The sequence below is a fragment of the Psychrobacillus syltrankelensis genome (assembly GCF_055454035.1).
Map to the genome: position 1 here is coordinate 2,222,630 of NZ_CM144227.1, position 18,865 is coordinate 2,241,494.

Sequence of the window (18,865 nt, forward strand, 5' to 3'; positions counted from 1 at the left end):
CCATTTTTTCACTCTACTATAATACATCCTAAATTATTGTCTATTACTTCACCTATGATTTGTGCATGGACACCTTTTCCTTGAAGTTCTTTAACGAGAAAATTTGCTTCATCGCTAGCAATTGAAATCAAAAGACCACCTGATGTAACTGCATCGCATAAAATCCAGCGATCTATTTGATCAAATGATTCAGAATAACTGACAACCTCTGCTAAATGCATAAAGTTATTTTTCGTTCCACCAGGTACAGAACCAAGTGCCGCCAGTTCTTTCACTCGCGGCAAAATTGGCACTTGATTATAAAAAATTCTTAAGCCAACTCTACTCCCTTTAGCCATTTCCGAAGCATGTCCAAGTAGTCCGAAGCCGGTTATATCAGTGACTGCATGAACATCATAACCCGACATTACTTCTGCGGCCGTCTTATTAAGTGTGGTCATAACCTTTGTCACCTGAGTAATTTCTTCTTCAGACAACAAATTATTTTTAAGCGCGGTTGTGCAAATACCAACGCCAATCGGCTTTGTTAAAATTAGTTGGTCCCCTACTTGTGCACCTGCATTCGTTCTAATTTTATCTGGATGTACAATGCCGGTTACTGCAAGGCCAAATTTCGGTTCCTTGTCATCAATAGAGTGCCCACCTACTAAGGTTACACCCGCTTCTTTAAGTTTGTCTCCAGCACCACGTAGTATTTCTCCTAGAATCCCTTTATCTAACGTCGAAATCGGAAATGCAACGATATTAAGTGCAGTTATCGGCGTTCCGCCCATTGCGTATACATCACTTATAGCATTGGTAGCTGCAATCTGCCCAAAATCATACGGATTATCAACAATTGGAGTGAAAAAGTCAACAGTCTGAACAATTGCTGTTGTATCATTTAGTCGGTAAACACCTGCATCGTCACTCGTATCCAGCCCAACTAACAAGTTGGGATCAGAAATGGAAGTCGGTAAAGAACGTAGTACTTCCTCCAAATCTGCTGGCCCAATTTTACAACCGCAACCTCCTTTTGAACTTAGAGAAGTTAGCTTCACTGAATCGTATTTATTCATATCCAATCATCCTTTCTAAGGTATCTCTAAATAGAAACAAAACGAAAATTAAATACAATTAATCCTTATTTATTTTAGGTGTAGTAACAGGATTTACGATCTCCTTATTTGTCACCTCCAGTACATCTAGTAAAAAAACAAACACTGGTATTCCAACAATTAATCCCCATACACCAAAGTAGTTTTGCGAAAAAAGGAGCACTACGAAAGTATAAAAGACCGGCAAATCTGTTTTTGAAGACATCAGTTTAGGATTCAAAAAATATGCTTCAATAGCATGAATAATTGCAATCGCTATAATCACATAAATAACTTTTATGAATCCTCCAATAGTATAAGCCACTAAACAAAGAGGAATTAGTGAAATAATCACCCCGGCAACCGGAATAAGCCCTAAAAAGAAGACCATAATTGACAATCCAAATATTTGAGGGAACCCTAAAATTATCATTGCAATTAAAGACAAAATGCCGTTGATAATTGCGATAATAAACTGAGCCTCGATTACCTTTCCAAACGTACGGGTAAATTTCTTGCAAAAAAATTCAATCTCATTATAAAAAGGGGCAATCTTGCTATCCTTAAACTTGGCAGTGAATTCTTTTAAACGTGGCTTTTCCAATAAAAAAAATAAACTTAATATCAGCGCTATCAGCACTTGAACGCTAATTTTACTGATATCTGTAAAAGATTTCAGCAGAAAAGAAAAACCATTTTCTAAATAGGCGGTAATCTTATTGGCCGAAATAAAAGTAACTATATAGTTAATCAAAACGCTATCATGTGGCTTTGTATAGAAGGCTGTAACTCGTTTCACAAGTTGACTTACTTCTATTGTGATAATAGGTAAATATTTCACAAGTCCTAATACTAGCAAGCCAACAATCAATGTATACATCAAAGTAACAAGTAGTACTCGTTTCAACCTTACACGTTTCGCCACAAATTCTACGAGTTGATTCATTAAAAACGTAAAAATAAACGTAAGTAAAATTAAATTTATCATACTTTTCACGCTAAACAGGAGTAATACAATTAAACCCAAAATAATAACTCTTTTAACTTCCTTTTTTTGAAAAAATTCTGTAATTCCAGACATTTTGTACATTACTCCCTAATAAATATTTTGATTTAAATCCTTATATTTTTAGTATCACCCCATAGGAAACAGATTACAAGAAATAAAGGGGATTTATAGCATAATTAGTTCTTTATTTTGTTTTTAACCATTTTATTGTATGTTCATATGGACTTGGTAGATAAGTTTCGTTTTCAATTTTCAATGCTTTCAGTGATAAATATAAAGGTACTTTTTGAAATCAAAAACGTTGTTTGACATTTTCAATAAAGTAGCATATATTCAATCTAGTTAAATATCGCTTTAAGTATTCTGTTAGGTGAGGCTCCTGTATAGAGAAACGCTTCTGCCCAAAAATGTCGAAAGACGCCAATGGGTCAACAAGAAAGATCGGATTAAGGTCTTTTTTAACGTAGCTGGTAATAAGTACCTATGCTATACAGTGCTAAAACTCAACGAGGGAAACTGGTGAACACAATATATTGCTGTGCTGTATTATTTTTTTGTATTGAGCAGCTTATACTGTTTTTTTGATATGCAAATCAAGCCTTTATTTCTTCTTGTTGAGAAATAAAGGCTTTTCTTTTGTTTAACGAATATATATAAGTGATAAACATTTATGGAGGTGATGAAGATGGACGAAGAACCGAGTTCGAATAACTTAACTAAATTAAGTAAAACCGGGAAAGGAATAACTTTCAGTCTTCGGCTATCCAGTCACTGAAAATTCCTGTCCTTTCCCGTTTTACTTTAGAGCGAACGGAGGTAAGGGACATGAACCAAAACATGATTCAGGAAATGAAAGATATTTTAAATGATCAAAATAAAGACTTTTTAATAGAGTATGTATCAAGATTTCAGCCTTTTGATATTGCAGAAATATTAAGTGAACTGGAACTTGACGAACAATTAATATTTATTATTACAATTCCTATTCCAATAGGGACAGAAATTCTTGAATATCTGGAGCCAGAATTGCAATATAAAATTTTACATCGTATGAAAGACGGTTTTGCTTCATCATTATTATTAGAAATGTCCAGTGATTCGGTTGTAAACTTGCTATTATCAATTCATCCTCATCAAGCAAAAAAAATGATGGCATTTTTGCCCGATAACTATAGAGAGAAAATTAATACCCTTATGAATTATGAACCAGATACTGCAGGAAGATTAGCAACAGTCGATTATATTGCAGCTCGCATTAACTGGACTGTTGACCAAACTTTGTACCACGTTCGAAAAGTAGGACATGATGCGGAGATAACTTCTTATATTTACGTGTTAGGAAGTCGAGGAGAGTTAACTGGTGTTGTATCTCTAAAAGAAATTATTTTAGCCAAACCAGGAACAAAGTTAGAGGAAATATTGCAAGGAGAGACCATTTCGGTTTCCGTTGATATGCATCAACAAGAAGCAGCTGCTGTTCTATCGAAATACAATTTTGTAGCTATTCCTGTTGTAGCCCTAGACAATAGGATGATTGGAATTATTACTGTTGATGATCTAATCGATGTTATTCATGAAGAAGCAACAGAGGACATTCAAAAGTTAGGCGGAAGTCAACCATTAAACGAGCCTTATTTTAAGAATTCTGTAGGAACTCTTTTTAGAAAAAGAATTGGGTGGTTATTAATCTTGTTCGTTGCGGAAGCATATACAAGCAGCGTATTGAAGCACTATGAGGACACATTGTCTGAGCAAATTGCTTTATCTTTTTTTATACCACTTCTTATTGGAACTGGTGGAAATACAGGCTCACAAACAGTAACAACACTAGTGCGAGCTTTGGCTGTTGGAGAAGTACAGTTCCAGGATATGTTCAAAGTTTTTAAAAAGGAAGTATCAACAGGATTTTTCTTAGGTATTACAATGGCATCTGTTGCGATAGTACGTGCTTTCATTCTAGGAGTTAGCATGAACATAGGTTCAGTTGTTGCCTTATCTGCCTTATTTATTGTTATTTGGGCATCAGTAGTGGCTGCTATTTTACCGATGGTGCTGCATAAATTAAAAATCGATCCAGCCGTTGTATCTGGACCTTTTATTACAACTTTTGTTGATGGAACGGGTCTTATTATTTACTTTACATTGGCAAAGATCATACTTCATCTTTAAAGGACACATGGCCTTCACTATTACCAATATGATATTCTCCTATAAAATCGCTCCTTGGCATAAATAATATGCCGAGGAGCGATTTTTTGTCTAAGTTACAGTAGAGATAGTAATTATATCTTTTACTGTGACATAATAGATTTCATATGCATACCAATCTGCTGTTCTTCGGATTTGCCCGTCTTTTCAAGCGCTTCTACAACACGTTCCACGCGTGGTTTTGACTTAACTTAGCCAACGACACCCAAATAGGTACTGCATCTTTGGTTTCATACCAAGAAGGAGAGATGTAACAATAGGTCCTTGGAAAACAACCAGTACCTGTTGCCAATAATATCTATCCATTGTTTATTTACTTTGGAAAGGTGACCGACCAATTCAGTTCCACCATGATTTAACAAAAGCGGTAAATGCGTTGTATATGGGTTTCCTGATGAGTCGAGTATAAAGTAGCAAACCCGGATTGTGGATAACTTCTTTCATTTCTTCTCATTTTTTTATTTCAAAGTATTTCGGTAAGAACATACTTCTCTCTTGCTTGTAATCACTGTTCTTAGTATAAAAATCTTGTAAAAAAGCTAGCAATTAAAAGCAAAATAAAATCAAACTTCTATATTTTTAGTAAGTAGTCGTTGAAATTATAGAAAATCCAATAATTAACACAACGATAAATACAACGATTCCTATTGTAATAGAAGGAATGATTAATGTTGCAAATCCTTTCCCACTTGAGAACTGATGCACTTCTCCTATTGCTTTGCTTTGAATGACAATCATCCATATAGAGGTAGTTATAGTTATTAATATGGAAATTAAAACCCAAATAATAGACCCTGAATTAAATTCCCACGGATTCATGACAAATAGATTATTTCGAACAAAAATAAATGATAAAATCCAGTACGGTGTCAACCAAATGCTTGGAATTACAACAATACCCATCGTTTGAGCCATCTCTTTATATGTTCCATATCCACCTAGCCATTTTCCTACCCATGTGTAAATAACAGTCGTAAATCCTAAACCGACTAAACCAAGTATTGGGCCAAGCACAATGATACCTATTAATAGTAGCCACAACGAAATATCATAATTCTTACTCCATTCGCCAGCTGCACTTATACCATTCGGAATTCCAGCAATTGCAGCTAATGTAAGAGAATATTTTAAACTTTTGTGATTCAACACATAGCGCACCGTTTTTCTTGTAGAAAGCCAAATAGAAAAAAACGGATTTAATTTTTCTATTTCTTCATATTTCATTTCTTGAGTCACTTTATCCCTCCCGCCTCTTACTAGTTTATTTGACAAACAAAAAAGTATGTTAGAATATTAGATTTTTAAGTATCCAATATAATAATAAGTTACCAAACCAAAAGCACAGAATGATAATATAAGAAGGTAACTCATTAAAAAACACTTATAATTGCTAATTCGACATTTAATGCATTTTTCCCTTTCGAAGATCATTTTTACTAAATAAATTGAAAGAGGTTTTTTTGTATGGAACCTTTTATACATGGTTTATTACTAGCCTTAGGGTTGATATTACCATTAGGCGTTCAGAATCTATTTGTTTTTACTCAAGGAGCTATTCAACCATCCTTTAAAAAAGCATTACCGGCATCCATAACGGCTTCTATCTGTGATACATTGTTAATACTTTTAGCGATTTTAGGTGTGTCTGTTATTGTTATGCAATATGATTGGTTGCGTATTACTTTAATTGGAATCGGTGTTGTTTTTTTAATTTATATGGGGATTGTCACTTGGTTTACCAAATCCACTACATCAACGGATTCGCAAACTGTCCAAATGTCTATTAAAAAGCAAATCTTATTTGCTTTGTCTGTGTCATTGCTAAACCCTCATGCCATTTTAGATACAATTGGCGTCATCGGTTCAAGTTCACTTGTTTACATAGGGACAGAAAAAATTGTATTTACTGTCACATGCATAATTGTGTCCTGGAGCTGGTTTCACGGATTATGTCTTGCTGGTAGGATGATGAAAAAAATAGATACCTCTGGTAAGTTTCTTGGAATATTAAACAAAATTTCTGCAATTATCATTTGGGTTACAGCTTTATATATGGGGTTAACTATAATCTAAGAAAAGCGCAATTGCCCTTTAAGTGCATCTGATCTTCACCAATTCCAGAGTGCTTTGGACGAAACATTAGCTACACTATTACCGAGGGAATTTTTGTGAATGGAGAAGTGACTTCGTCACTTCTCCATTCACTTTTTTCGGTAATCTTGTAGCGGATGTTTGGCCGTCGCCCTCTAAGAATTTGTTAGCACATGATGCGTTTGGTTTGGATAATTAAAGAAAATATATTTTCCTACTCTTTTAAAAGCTTCCGAAGATACAATTTCGGAAGCTATCACTTATTTATCCGTAGATACCACCTATTTTTTTCAGTTTCCACTTCGATAAAAAAAAACGTATTATTTTGACTGTAGCAATTGTTTACAATGTGCATTTATCTGTTCATCATCTAACCCCATACAGTTGTCGAGAGTTTTCGAATTCAATAAAACCTTTTCCACGAAGAATACCGCTAGGAAGCTAATTAATCCATTTTCAAAACGTTTTTTGTTGAAGTGTGGTAAATCCTCTAATTTAATTGCTTGTAAAGTGGAGTGATGATGAGTTACATCCGGTTGCTCCCCTATCGAGATTGATTGAAAACGTTTCTCGAACAATACTTCTTTCAGGTATACAGGAATACTAGTTCCATAAAAATCTCTCCCATCAATACCTAACTACTAATTAATAGCTTCTATATACGTAAGGTTCTTCAGGTTCTTTTATTTTCTCTACCCTATCCATTTTTAAAATAGGAATTGTTTTTTTAAACGGTTGGTAGTATATAGTATCCATCTTACCTTGCACGTCAATCCAATCATCGTTTTGGAACGTTGTACCTTTCGGAAGTTCTAACAGCATTCCGAATACTCCGGAATCCGCAACGCAATGTATAATTCCAAATCGAAATAAAAAGACATCTCCTGTTTCCTTATCTACATAAGTAAAGCCTCTGAAACCAATTGTTTTATCCGTAAAGTAACCTGGGTTTTTGTAGATTGTTTCCATGCCATATAGAAAATCTTCATCCTTTAAAATGATACTGTCTTTGTTTGTATACTTACCAAGCGCCTCTTCATTTATCTCATCATATCCTCCTTGACCATAGAACACGCTACTATCGGGTTCAAGAAATTGATGGACTCCGTATTCGTCCTTACCGTTATACACCTCAAAGTTAAACCCCTTTGCTGCAACAATATTTGAATCTAACGTTGCAATTGGAAGAAATAATGCGGTCAAAATAGGAAAAAGAAAAATCGGGTAGCTAATCCATGATTTCCATCTCTTTCCTTCTTTAGAATGATCTATACCACAATCACATATAGGATCAAAATCTTCTTCATCTTTACCCTCTTTCAAAGTGAAATACATTTGAATGAGCATAAAGAAAAAGAAGATGAAAATAGCGACGAAAGAAAAGGTTGAATATTTTAGATTAATATATTTCGATATATTTCCAGTTGCATGTAAATGTAAAAAAAGAAATGAAAATCCGAGTAAAATCCAACAACGAAGCATTATTAAAGTCCTCCTTTCTTATAAGTTCGTAATAATTATTGATCCTAGGAATACCAAAACGGCTGTATAAATGAATAAGAAAAAAACGAACTTTGTTTTGAATACACCTAGCATCATTAATGTATTTTTAATATCAAACTTAGCACCGAAAACCAAGAAAGCAACTAATGCTCCTGTCGAAAATGTACTTCTAAAAGAAGCTGCTACAAAAGCATCGGCAGAAGAACATAAGGACATAATGTATGCTAATCCCATCATCACAAGTGAAGAAGAATATTCACCGTGTCCTATGGAAGTTAAGACTGATGTCTTCATATAGGTTTGTACAGCCGCCGCTATTAAAGCACCTACTATTAAATATTTTCCTACTGTGAAAAACTCATCCACCATATGCTTCAAAGAACCTAACACTTTTCTTTTCATTGGGATATTTTGCTGCGGAACTTGGTATGTTAACATATGTTTTAATTGCGACTCCTTAAACTGATAAGAGAGAATTACACCCACAACTAAAGCCACGATAAACGATAAACCACCTCTATACAGCACCATTTTCCAACTGTTACCAAAGGCAACATATGTAGAGAACAGCACAACAGGGTTTATGACGGGTCCTGTCAACATAAACGCGATTGCCGCATGGAGAGGAACTCCCTTCGCCATTAATCTCCTTGCAATAGGTATTATCCCACATTCACAAGCAGGGAAAACTGCTCCGAGCGCACTTGCTGATAGCACAGAAAGAAATTTATTTTTTGGAATCACTTTAGCTAGCATTTCATCTGTTACAAAGACTTGTATTAAAGCAGATACAATCACTGCTAACATGATAAAAGGCAATGATTCTATTAATATACTAATGAATATAGTATTAAACTGTAAAAACAATTGACTGTTCATTTTCATTACTCCTATTAAAAACTTGAATATAGATATACTAGTATAGTACGTTCTTTTTTACAATTAATTGTAGGTGGGGAGCGAACCAAATTTATGTTAGTTTGAAAACTCCCTCCACATAACCAAACACTTAGACGTTCGTTAGAGTTTCATGTTCCTGTTTAATATTAAATTCAATTACCGGAGAACAAAATCCACTTTTGTCACCTCGTGTGTCCATTCATCCATCTTCTATCGTTTTTATTTGGATTTTATCGAAAAATTGGTTATGAAGCTATTAAGAATTACATATGTATAAGTGAATAACTAATGGGGAAAGAGGGAGTTCTATGTTTATTTATGTTGTAATAAAGGGGGATTCCTTATTCTCGATTGCAGCAAAATTTCAAATAACAATGGATAGCATTCGTATAATGAATGGATTAAGTACAGATAGCTTGGTACCAGGACAGGATCTGCTTATTCCAACAAATATGTATACAGTTCAACCAGGTGATTCGCTCTATTCTATTGCCCAAATGAGTTTCACTTCTGTCGAAACGTTACGTCTCATAAACGGTCTACATTCAGATACATTAATGGTTGGTACGAAGTTGTATTTACCACCAAGACCTAAATATGGAGCAGTAAATCTTAGTTACATACTGCCCTCAACACCTACTAAAAACAAAGAAATCATACAGAGAGACGCCCCTATAAATACTTTTTTCGGAGTATTTGAGTACCATGTCCTTGCAGATGGAAGTTTAAGCTCTTTGGATGATCGACAACTTATTCGAGTAGCAAGAGAGAATAAAGTAGCACCACTTGCAGTTATTACTAATCTAACATCAACAGGGTTTAGTACCGACATAGCAAATCGTGTTTTAAGTTCACCTGAAACAAAAGCACGATTAATTAATAATATCTACAATCTAATCAAGAACAAAAACTATGCTGGTGTAAACATCGATTTCGAATTGTTACAAGAAGGACAAAGAGATTTATATACTAGTTTTCTGCGTTCATTAAGAGAAAAACTGAAGCCGGAAGGATACTATACCACTGTCGCTATACCAGCTAAAATTAATGATAAACTCCCTTATTTGAAGGCTTATGATTATGGAGGAATTGGCGCCGCTGTTGATATTGTCTTTATTATGGCCTATGATTTTCACGAAGCAACAAGTCTGCCAGGACCTATCGCCCCCATAAAACAGGTAAGACAAACAATCGAATATGCTCTTAAACATATGAAAGCAAATAAAATAATTCTCGGAGTCCAACGTTATGGTTATGATTGGAAGATGCGTGATAGTACCGTCATAGATGCACATGCCGTTTCAGTTTCTTTGGCTATAGAAACAGCCATGAAACATCAAGTTCCAATTCAATATTCTAAAGAATCCCAACAACCTTTTTATCAATATCGAGATGAAACAGGAAAGAAACATATTGTATGGTTTGAAGATTCAAGAGCCAGAGCTCAGAAACTTAAACTGGTCACTGACTACCATTTAAAAGGGATTGGCGAATGGCAGTTGGCGTTCAAGTTTGCACAATCTTATCTCTTAGTAAGTGAATTTTTAAATACCCAAAAAGTACTCTGATATTTGCAATTAACAAAAGTGTGAGATATTCAACTACTCATTAGTTGAATATCTCACTTTTCATTTATAGCTAACTTTCCCCAGTTGTTTACCGCAGCTTATTCCAGTCCCATACCGCTGCGGAAACAGAGCCTATAAACGATTTTCTTACTTATTTACTTTCCTATATCCGTTTTCAAAATTATTAGTTTTTACAAAACCCTTTATGGTACAATTATATTAAACAAGAAAAATTTTCTAAAATTTAAAAGGGGGTATTATTTTTTATGTTAACATCAGAATCGCTTTCAAAAATAGAACAAATGGATAACCACCTTAACTCTTTAGGAAAACAAATTACAGTTTTGGATATTTGTAAGGCTGTAGATCTTTTTTTCGGAATTCCCTTAAAAGGAGTTCCCATTATAAATAAAAGCTTTGTAAACTTAACACCTGAAACTGCAATGGAAAGGTACATGGATCAATACGAACATGAGATGAGTAGTATGGAAATACGTAATATGCTAAATCACATTTTCGGTATAAATTTAGAAGGAATTGATTCATTATCAAAACTTAGAATTTCCTTGTATTCCAAAGGGCAGTGGATTGTTCAAAATGAAAAAGATTTATTTATTATCCATACTGGAAAAAATGATGTGGATGTAAAGGTAATACCTTCGGAATATTTTGCAAAACAAACTGGATCATCCGTGCTACCAAAAGATTTAAAAGATTCATTAGCTAGCCTTGGATTCGACTACGATGATAATATAAAAGGTTCCTATTACTTAAATCCCAATAATGAATCAGTCTCCAATGAATTTAAAAAACAAACAATCGGTTTTATCGTCGGAGTAATTCAAAAACATTATTCTCATCTATAAATAAGAAACCCGCAAGCGTCCTTTAAGTGCATTTTGTCTTCACCGTTTAGTACTTTGGATGAAACATTGGCTACATCATTACCGCTATAATTTGGCTCGGTAATCTTGTAGTGGATGTTTATCCGTCGCCCACTTGGAATTTGCAAAGAAATAGTGCATTTATTTTGGTTAATGAGAGAATAAAGGCTTTCCTATACTTTTAAAAGCGGACGAAGATGCAATTTCGTCCGCTCAGCGCTTCTTTATCAATAGATACTGCCTATTTATAAAGAAGGGAAAAGTTAAAAACTGTCATAGAGCGACTAATTGTAAGGTGAAAGCTACAGATTCTACAGTGACAGCAACCAATCTCGAGACGAAAGCAACCAATTTTATCTTGAAAGCAACCATTTCTACATATAAAGAGTTAACTTTGTGTGAGATAGCGCAAATCAGTGTTAAGAAAAAAACTGTGCTACTAAACACTATGAATACAGGATTTTCAGTAGTCCAATTTTATATACTTATCTTTTAAGAAACCCGCAAGCGTCCTTTAAGTGCATCATGTCTTAACTTTTTTCAGAGTGCTTTGGACAAAACTTCAACTACATTATTACCGTTGGAATTTTTGTGGATCGTGAAGTGCCTGCGTCACTTCACGATCCATTTTTTTCGGTACTCTTGTGGTGGATGTTTGTCCGTTGCCCTCCGGAAATGTGTAGAGACAAGGTACATAAGGTAAAATCCCCTTTTCTATTAGACGAAAAGGGGATTTTTCATTCATATTATTTTCCGAAAGATGACAAGAACTTTACTCGGTCACCCATTGGAGGTACGTTGTTATCAATTAAAGCCACTTCTAAAATAGAAGGTCCATTGTAATTCATTAAGTTACTAACAACTTCTTGAGATAGATCTTCCATTCGATTGATTCTAAAACTCGGAATATTCATAGCTGTAGCCATTGCTGCAATATCGATCGGTTCTTGTTCAAAAGATGGATGTGTACGATTATATTGCAAAGAATGTCCGTGATATACCATTCCTAGACGTGCATTATTCATTACCACAAATAATACAGGGATATTATATTCTTTGGCAGTTAGTATTTCCATCCCATGCATGAAGAAGCAACCATCTCCTGTAATAGCTACGGAAGGACGTTCCGGTTCGGCAAGTTTCGAACCTATTGCTGATCCAATTCCACTACCCATTGCTCCAAAATGTACATTAATATCAAATGTATTGGACTCTAGAACATCCATATGATGAATAACATAAGCCATGAATTCTCCAATATCAATTGAGTATCTAGTGGACTTGGGTAAATATTCTTGTAATTTGAATAATATGTTTTTCGTGTTATATTCTTCGGTATTCCTGTTATTATCTTCCACTTTCTTTTGTGGTGTAATTTTCCTAGAGAATTCATATGTTCTTAATTCTTCTATTAAATAATTTAAGCTCAATTGAATATCTCCTAAAACTGGGATATCAATTGGATATTTTCGATTGAACACAGTCTTATCAAAGTCCATTTGTACAGTAAAACGACCTTTCGTAAGATGCTCATTATAGTTACTTGTTGCTGTTTCGCCTAAGCTTGATCCGACAATTAATAATGATTTAGCATCGCCTTCACTTATTAAACTAGATGCATTTTCATGTGCTGCAAAACCGAATACTCCTGCTAGAAGAGGATGTTCGGTCGGAATTAGCCCTTTAGCTTGTGGTGTTGTAATAATAGGCCAATCCAGTATTTCTGCTAACTCGATTAACTGCTCAACAGAATTCCTAGCTCCTTGCCCTACAAGAATATAGCCGCTTTCTTTTTCCACTAGATTTTTAGCTACTTCCTTAATGACATTCAAATTAGGAATTATCTCTTCTTTGTTTATGAATGAAGGTATTTCAGCCTGTCCACCATCTCCGTGTTGAACATCTATCGGCATTGCAATATGCACAGGTCCTGGTACTCCAGACATCGCAATTTCAGTTGCCTTCACCACTTCATTTAGTAAATCTTTTGAATCTGTCACCGTTACACTATACTTCGTAACTGATTTAAATATCGGATCTGCATCTAGTTCTTGAGAAGCATTTAAACCCATTGTGCTTACAGGAACGCCACCCGTGAAAAATAGGATAGGCAAATGCTCACGCATTGCATTAGCTGCTCCTGTCACTAAATTTGTTCCACCAGGTCCACTACTTCCTATACATACACTAATCTGGTTAGTATATTTAGCATAAGAAGCTGCCATATAGGATGCTGCTCCTTCATGTTTTGTAACAATTGGTGTGATCTCGGGCATGTCATAAAGTTCATTAAAAAATGCATTTACAGAACCTGCTGGAATACCAAAAACATGTTTTACTCCAATACCTTTTAAATACTCTAAAACAGAACGAACAGCCTTCATTAAATTTCCCTCCAGTTATCTAACGATTTACTAGTATTTGTGTAAATATTTCTTAGCAAGCTCATGGGCATCTATTGGCTTACTAAAGTAATAACCTTGCATGATAGAACAGTCTTTTGATAATAGAAATTTTAATTGTTCTTTTGTCTCGACGCCTTCCGCAATCACATTTAAATTCAAATTTTGAGCCAAAGAAATAATGGTATTCGTAATAGCGGCGTCATCATCATCTTTTTCTAAATCTTGAATAAAAGATTTATCAATTTTCAGTGCATCAATTGGAAAGTTTTTCAAATAACCTAATGAAGAATATCCTGTACCAAAATCGTCAATGGCTATTTTCACCCCTAGATCTTTCAATTGCTTCATTTTTTTTATAGTTACTTCTGTATTTTTAATAATTTGGTTTTCTGTTAGTTCTATATGTAAACATTTTGGTGTAAGATCTAATTCTACTAATATATTTTTAATCATTGAAACTAAGTTATCCTCTTCAAACTGACGTCCTGACAAGTTAACGGACATACTCATATACGAATGCCCTTGCATATGCCATTCTTTCAACTGTTTACATGCATGGATTAAAACCCATTTTCCAATAGGAACGATTAACCCGGTTTCTTCAGCAATTGGTATAAAATCTACAGGTGAAATCATACCTTCTGTTGGATGATTCCATCTTAACAATGCTTCCGCTCCAATAATTGCATTCTTTTTACTATCAATTTGAGGCTGATAATAGATAACCAGCTCATCCTTATCTAATGCTTTATATAATGCATTTTCTAACTTAATACTTTCTAGCGTTCGATTATTCATTTCGTTCTCAAAAAAATGAAAATAAGTGCCTGATCTCTCTTTTGATTTATACATAGCGGCATCTGCATTCTTTATCAAATCTTCTGCATTATCTCCATTATCAGGAAACAAACTAATACCAATACTCGTTTTAATATATACTTCATTATCTTTTAAAGTAAACGGCTTGAAAAAGGAATCAGTAACTTGTTTTACTGCTTTAAGGACGTCTTTCTTACTATTAATATTTGGTAAGACAATTGTAAATTCATCGCCACCTTGTCGTGATACGGTAGCTCCTTTTGGAATACTAGCCCTTAATCGATCTGATACACCTCGTAATAGAAGGTCTCCGTAACTATGTCCTAAACTATCATTAATTAATTTGAAACGATCTAAATCTAAATACAATACTGCAACCTTTTTATTATTTGTCTGTGCATCCAGTAGTGCTTGTTTTAGAGTTTCATTTAATCGAATTCTATTAGGTAGATTTGTTAAACTGTCAAAGTAAGCAAGATATTTTATTTCTTCCTCCATTTGCTTGCGTTCGGTTATATCTTTAAAAGTTACAACTTCTCCGTGCACTGTGTTTCCTTCTTTTATTAAAGAAATAACATACTCTACACTTAGACTAGAACCATCTTTTTTAAAAAACTTTTGATTTCCTTCTGAGTATGGTGATAATAGATGTTGGGTTTTATGTCTCTTAAATATAATATGGCAAGGTTTACCTATTAGCTCCCCTGTTTCATATCCCAATATAGATTCGCTGGCGGGATTACAAAATGTAATTTTACCTTCGAGATCAATACCAAAAATTCCATCTCCAGCTGAATTCAATATTAATTCTTTCTCTCGACTAAGTTGTTCTAATTCAGTAACAACACGTTCAAGCTCTTTATGTTTATCAAAAATTTCTGAAGTTCTCTCTTCTATTATTACTTCTTGCTTTTCCATATAGAGTAAGTTCGAAAGTGTGGAAGCTGTAGCATCCGCTATAGATTGCGCAAGCATAATATCTGATTCTGGAAAAACTAGTTCATTTTCTTCTAGTTCTACGATAGCCAATGCTCCTAAAACCTCTCCCATTGCTACTAATGGCAGCATGAACATTCCTCTTATGCCAAAGTATTGACATGCTTCATGATTGGGTCTTTCATCCTCCAATACATTTGGAATAAGCAAAGGTTTTTTTGTCTTTATAACTTCTTGAAATACAGGATCATTTGCAGGTTCAATACGAAACCTATTATGCGTATTCTTCCAATCTTCCTCCGTCCAATCACTATCCCTACTTAAACTTGCTGGCTTAATAGTTTTTTCAACTAAAGGATCTAGGAGGTGAACACCAATGTTATAGTTCTTCAACACTTTCCCAACATAGAAAAAGCATTTGTCTAAAACCTCTTCCATCGTAGAGCACATAGACAGTTCACGTGTAAGGTCTAATAATAATTGCTTTTCTGCGATTAGATTCTCCTTACGTGTCATATTTGTTGCATTTTGTATAGCAACACCAGCCATATTCACATATGCTTCTACGGTTTGAATTTCTGCTTCTGTTAAATTCATTGGAATTCCATAGTCAAACAAAAAAACTAGACCAAATAATTCATTTTCATAAGAAATAGGAAGAACTAATAATGATTTAATTTTAAATCCTTCCACTGCTCTAGGATCAGGTCGATTATCCTTGGATGTATCTGGTATATAAATTGTTTTTTGAGTATCAATTACTTCTTTAGCAAGAAGATCAAATTCAGTCTCAATTACGTGCATATCTAATGTCATTCCATTGATGATCTCTGGCTTCCCAACATATCCTCTAAATCTCCCGTCTGCCTGGGGCAAATAAATCCCTACAGAATCACATTGTACGATTTCCTCAGATATGGCTGTGACTACCTGTTCCAATACTTCACGTAGTTCCAGTTTCGTATTTATTAATTTGGTTATATTAGCGAGACGTGAGTATCTCGTTTGTTCTTTTACCATTCACGACCCCCCATTTCTATCGCTTTAAACATGAATTGTCAAAAAATAAAGATTATGTACCAATCTTAACATCTTAACTTTCTATTTAATATTATTTTCACAGAGAAAATAAAAAAACTTGCTGTTTTTCGACTTTCACCTATGAACTTTAGAAAAGCGCAAGCGTCCTTTAAGTGCATCTTGTCTTCACTAATTCCTGAGTGCTTTGGACGAAACATTGGCTACACTATTAAAGCAGAAAGCGGCGACTCCTAGGAAATAAGAAAGCAAATCAAGATCCTGGCCTTGCGCACAACTCCAACTTAAAGCGGAAATTAGATTTTATCATGGTAGATGGTGGCATTTTTGAACGTGAGCAAATGGTAGTTTCTTATCTTTGAACAAAACCAAATAATGATTCTATATATTTCCTCACAATTAGCGAATAAGTTCATAAAATATAGAATGACTACCATCTGTGATAAAAAGGAGTATGTTAATAATGAAAGAATCGGAGGTACATTTATTTTCCACAGCCTTTGCAAAGAATAACAATCGAAGTCATTTCGTGTCTAATCCATATATAGAACTTTTAGAGGAACAAAAATCACTAAACGTACATTATATGGAATACTTTTCTCAACTAAGCGACTTGTGTCAAACAATTTTAGGCAAGGTGCAGGAGCAAGAAATAGCGTTAAATGCACAAAAAAGAACTCTGAGGATTAATTATTTAAACCTTAGAAATATTTTGATCGAAAATGCTCAGACCACTAAGAAAAATAACTTCGATTTAGGGAAGCTTTCAAATTCTCATAAAATGATAATTGAACAATTGAGGAAACAAAGGGAAGTACTAGATATCATGCATCGAAGGATTGTTAGACAAAAGAATTATCTTAATAATTCTTCCATTACTCAAAACAAAAATATTAAATATTCGTTAGAAAAATATGACTCGTTGGAGAAAATGAACGAAACAATATTGAACAACATAAAGCTACAAAAAGAGGAACAGCAAGATTTCTTCCATAAAATTTTGGAACTATTTAATAATCAAAAAGATGATTTAGTTAATATTTCTGTAAAACCAGTTAATCATTTTGAAGATGTGTCATATCAGCCGGAGGAATCCATTGAAAGTACGGATAATTGAAGCTATTCAAAGGAAACAAGGAAAGCAGGTTGTTCCATTAATATGAACACCCTGCTCTTTTTTAAAAACACCTGTGACTATTCTTACAAAGAAAATCTAAGTTATATACATATATAAGGACTTCCTATTATTTAACTAGTATTGAAACTTAACTCGAACAGTAGCGGTAATCGTCATTTGTCCTTGTTCAATTGGCGTAGTTGAGGTTTCAGCCATGGCAACTGATTTATATAATACAGGACCTGCTTCATTCTCTTCTACAATTTCTATCGGTTGTGAATGCACTGGTAATTTCATTGTCTCAGCTATTGTTTTTGCTTTTGTTTGAGCATTTTGAAGCGCTAAACGGAGAGCTTGTTGATAGGATGTATCTGCGTTTTCAATTTTAAACTGAATTCCTGAAATGCGATTTGCACCATTTTGTACTGCTGTATCAATGACAGTTCCTATTTCCTCGGCATCTCTTATTTTTACAGTTATTGCATTCGTAACTTCATATCCCCTAAAGACTTGTTTCCCTTCAATATAGTCATAGTGCGGATATACATTAAATGCTGCTGTTTGAATATCCTCTTTCGGAATATTAAGCGTCAAAATGGACTGGATTACGTGATTCATGATGTTTGCATTTTCCTTCTGAGCTTCTCTCACATTCGTTCCTTCTGTATTCACTTCTATTTGAAGTTGAACATAGGTGGCTTGTACAGTAACTTTCCCGATTCCAGAAACTGTTATCACTCGTAATGTTGGAAATGACGGTTGATGAACATAGTACATCGGTTTACCCCTTCCGTATTGTGCATATTTACATTCTATGCTTTTTGTCGAGGGAAGTTGTCGCAACAAACTTAGCATTTTTCTTTGACACTAGCTCTTTACCGCCTAGTTTAAAAACGATGATTCCACCGATAATAACTAACACTCCAAATAACTGCTGGAACGTAAAGGGCATTTTCTCAAGACCTAACCAACCTAGAGAATCAAATAGTAACGCAAAGCAAAGCTGTGATGTAAGTACAATAGAAATAGCGTATGTTGGGCCTAGCAATTTGATACTCTGAATCAAACAACTAACGACACCTACTCCGATAATCCCACTAAACCAGTACCAACTTTTCATATTATCCAATATAAACATCCGTTCACCTTCCAAGATGATACCAATTAGGAAGGAAGCCAAAAATCCCATTCCTAATATAAGTGTTGTTGCACTCCAAGGACCTGTTTGTTCATTGACTTTACTATTAAAAATATTTTGCAGGCTCAAGAAAAAACCTCCAATAATTGCTATTGCTAACCCTACAAACATAC

The 18,865-nt window shown here is 34.4% G+C and carries 16 protein-coding genes and 1 riboswitch; of the genes, 5 read left to right on the top strand and 11 right to left on the bottom strand.

The window, feature by feature from the left end; genetic code table 11:
- Window positions 1-8: 8 nt before the first annotated feature.
- Both selD and ACTSKG_RS10690 read right to left on the bottom strand, forming a co-directional pair.
- Entirely contained in the window at window positions 9-1,058 is a 1,050-nt protein-coding gene (gene selD, locus ACTSKG_RS10685; RefSeq protein ID WP_464754615.1) for a selenide, water dikinase SelD, read from the bottom strand.
- 58 nt (window positions 1,059-1,116) lie between these two features.
- A complete protein-coding gene (locus ACTSKG_RS10690) occupies window positions 1,117-2,157 on the bottom strand; it encodes an AI-2E family transporter (protein ID WP_464754616.1) in 1,041 nt (346 codons plus the stop codon).
- A gap of 283 nt (window positions 2,158-2,440) precedes the next feature.
- Window positions 2,441-2,606, top strand: a riboswitch (M-box (ykoK) riboswitch).
- A gap of 304 nt (window positions 2,607-2,910) precedes the next feature.
- Here ACTSKG_RS10690 and mgtE point away from each other — a divergent pair.
- Window positions 2,911-4,254, top strand: coding sequence for a magnesium transporter (gene mgtE / locus ACTSKG_RS10695; RefSeq protein WP_464754617.1), 1,344 nt, complete (start codon window positions 2,911-2,913; stop codon window positions 4,252-4,254).
- A gap of 269 nt (window positions 4,255-4,523) precedes the next feature.
- Here the strand turns inward: mgtE and ACTSKG_RS10700 are convergent, their stop codons facing one another.
- Window positions 4,524-4,655, bottom strand: a complete 132-nt coding sequence (locus ACTSKG_RS10700; RefSeq protein ID WP_464754618.1) for a hypothetical protein — start codon at window positions 4,653-4,655, stop codon at window positions 4,524-4,526.
- 217 nt (window positions 4,656-4,872) lie between these two features.
- A complete protein-coding gene (locus ACTSKG_RS10705) occupies window positions 4,873-5,529 on the bottom strand; it encodes a YIP1 family protein (RefSeq protein ID WP_464754619.1) in 657 nt (218 codons plus the stop codon).
- Between the two features lie 228 nt (window positions 5,530-5,757).
- On the opposite strand from ACTSKG_RS10705, the gene ACTSKG_RS10710 reads away from it, so the two are divergent.
- Window positions 5,758-6,366, top strand: a complete 609-nt coding sequence (locus tag ACTSKG_RS10710) for a LysE/ArgO family amino acid transporter (protein ID WP_464754620.1) — start codon at window positions 5,758-5,760, stop codon at window positions 6,364-6,366.
- A 338-nt stretch (window positions 6,367-6,704) separates the two neighbouring features.
- Here ACTSKG_RS10710 and ACTSKG_RS10715 read toward each other — a convergent pair whose 3' ends face one another.
- The 3 genes from ACTSKG_RS10715 to ACTSKG_RS10725 form a co-directional block, all read right to left on the bottom strand.
- On the bottom strand, window positions 6,705-6,962 hold the full coding sequence (locus ACTSKG_RS10715; protein ID WP_464754621.1) for a hypothetical protein: 258 nt from the start codon (window positions 6,960-6,962) through the stop codon (window positions 6,705-6,707).
- 67 nt (window positions 6,963-7,029) lie between these two features.
- Complete coding sequence (locus ACTSKG_RS10720; RefSeq protein ID WP_464754622.1) at window positions 7,030-7,866, bottom strand: TIGR03943 family putative permease subunit; 837 nt, start codon at window positions 7,864-7,866, stop codon at window positions 7,030-7,032.
- A gap of 18 nt (window positions 7,867-7,884) precedes the next feature.
- Window positions 7,885-8,766, bottom strand: coding sequence for a permease (locus ACTSKG_RS10725; RefSeq protein ID WP_464754623.1), 882 nt, complete (start codon window positions 8,764-8,766; stop codon window positions 7,885-7,887).
- A 329-nt stretch (window positions 8,767-9,095) separates the two neighbouring features.
- Between ACTSKG_RS10725 and ACTSKG_RS10730 the strand changes: the two genes are divergently transcribed.
- Entirely contained in the window at window positions 9,096-10,355 is a 1,260-nt protein-coding gene (locus ACTSKG_RS10730; RefSeq protein ID WP_464754624.1) for a glycosyl hydrolase family 18 protein, read from the top strand.
- Between the two features lie 266 nt (window positions 10,356-10,621).
- A complete protein-coding gene (locus ACTSKG_RS10735; protein WP_464754625.1) occupies window positions 10,622-11,221 on the top strand; it encodes a hypothetical protein in 600 nt (199 codons plus the stop codon).
- 764 nt (window positions 11,222-11,985) lie between these two features.
- Here ACTSKG_RS10735 and ACTSKG_RS10740 read toward each other — a convergent pair.
- Both ACTSKG_RS10740 and ACTSKG_RS10745 read right to left on the bottom strand, forming a co-directional pair.
- A complete protein-coding gene (locus ACTSKG_RS10740; RefSeq protein WP_464754626.1) occupies window positions 11,986-13,623 on the bottom strand; it encodes a thiamine pyrophosphate-binding protein in 1,638 nt (545 codons plus the stop codon).
- Between the two features lie 30 nt (window positions 13,624-13,653).
- Window positions 13,654-16,419, bottom strand: a complete 2,766-nt coding sequence (locus ACTSKG_RS10745) for a sensor domain-containing phosphodiesterase (RefSeq protein WP_464754627.1) — start codon at window positions 16,417-16,419, stop codon at window positions 13,654-13,656.
- 481 nt (window positions 16,420-16,900) lie between these two features.
- Between ACTSKG_RS10745 and ACTSKG_RS10750 the strand changes: the two genes are divergently transcribed.
- Window positions 16,901-17,554 carry a hypothetical protein gene (locus ACTSKG_RS10750; protein WP_464754628.1) on the top strand — a complete coding sequence of 218 codons (654 nt, stop codon included), beginning with the start codon at window positions 16,901-16,903 and terminating at the stop codon, window positions 17,552-17,554.
- Window positions 17,555-17,689: 135 nt separating this feature from the next.
- Here ACTSKG_RS10750 and ACTSKG_RS10755 read toward each other — a convergent pair whose 3' ends face one another.
- Together ACTSKG_RS10755 and ACTSKG_RS10760 are read right to left on the bottom strand one after the other, a co-directional pair.
- Window positions 17,690-18,331, bottom strand: a complete 642-nt coding sequence (locus ACTSKG_RS10755) for an SIMPL domain-containing protein (protein WP_464754629.1) — start codon at window positions 18,329-18,331, stop codon at window positions 17,690-17,692.
- A 28-nt stretch (window positions 18,332-18,359) separates the two neighbouring features.
- Window positions 18,360-18,863: a DMT family transporter gene (locus ACTSKG_RS10760; RefSeq protein ID WP_464754630.1), complete on the bottom strand. Its 504-nt coding sequence runs from the start codon at window positions 18,861-18,863 to the stop codon at window positions 18,360-18,362.
- Window positions 18,864-18,865: the final 2 nt, after the last annotated feature.

What these genes read in the sequence shown, in the direction of transcription:
- selD (WP_464754615.1), bottom strand. Translation starts at nt 1,058, where the DNA reads ATGAATAAATACGATTCAGTGAAGCTAACTTCTCTAAGTTCAAAAGGA.
- ACTSKG_RS10690 (WP_464754616.1), bottom strand. Translation starts at nt 2,157, where the DNA reads ATGTCTGGAATTACAGAATTTTTTCAAAAAAAGGAAGTTAAAAGAGTT.
- mgtE (WP_464754617.1), top strand. Translation starts at nt 2,911, where the DNA reads ATGAACCAAAACATGATTCAGGAAATGAAAGATATTTTAAATGATCAA.
- ACTSKG_RS10710 (WP_464754620.1), top strand. Translation starts at nt 5,758, where the DNA reads ATGGAACCTTTTATACATGGTTTATTACTAGCCTTAGGGTTGATATTA.
- ACTSKG_RS10720 (WP_464754622.1), bottom strand. Translation starts at nt 7,866, where the DNA reads ATGCTTCGTTGTTGGATTTTACTCGGATTTTCATTTCTTTTTTTACAT.
- ACTSKG_RS10725 (WP_464754623.1), bottom strand. Translation starts at nt 8,766, where the DNA reads ATGAACAGTCAATTGTTTTTACAGTTTAATACTATATTCATTAGTATA.
- ACTSKG_RS10730 (WP_464754624.1), top strand. Translation starts at nt 9,096, where the DNA reads ATGTTTATTTATGTTGTAATAAAGGGGGATTCCTTATTCTCGATTGCA.
- ACTSKG_RS10735 (WP_464754625.1), top strand. Translation starts at nt 10,622, where the DNA reads ATGTTAACATCAGAATCGCTTTCAAAAATAGAACAAATGGATAACCAC.
- ACTSKG_RS10740 (WP_464754626.1), bottom strand. Translation starts at nt 13,623, where the DNA reads ATGAAGGCTGTTCGTTCTGTTTTAGAGTATTTAAAAGGTATTGGAGTA.
- ACTSKG_RS10745 (WP_464754627.1), bottom strand. Translation starts at nt 16,419, where the DNA reads ATGGTAAAAGAACAAACGAGATACTCACGTCTCGCTAATATAACCAAA.
- ACTSKG_RS10750 (WP_464754628.1), top strand. Translation starts at nt 16,901, where the DNA reads ATGAAAGAATCGGAGGTACATTTATTTTCCACAGCCTTTGCAAAGAAT.
- ACTSKG_RS10755 (WP_464754629.1), bottom strand. Translation starts at nt 18,331, where the DNA reads ATGTACTATGTTCATCAACCGTCATTTCCAACATTACGAGTGATAACA.
- ACTSKG_RS10760 (WP_464754630.1), bottom strand. Translation starts at nt 18,863, where the DNA reads ATGTTTGTAGGGTTAGCAATAGCAATTATTGGAGGTTTTTTCTTGAGC.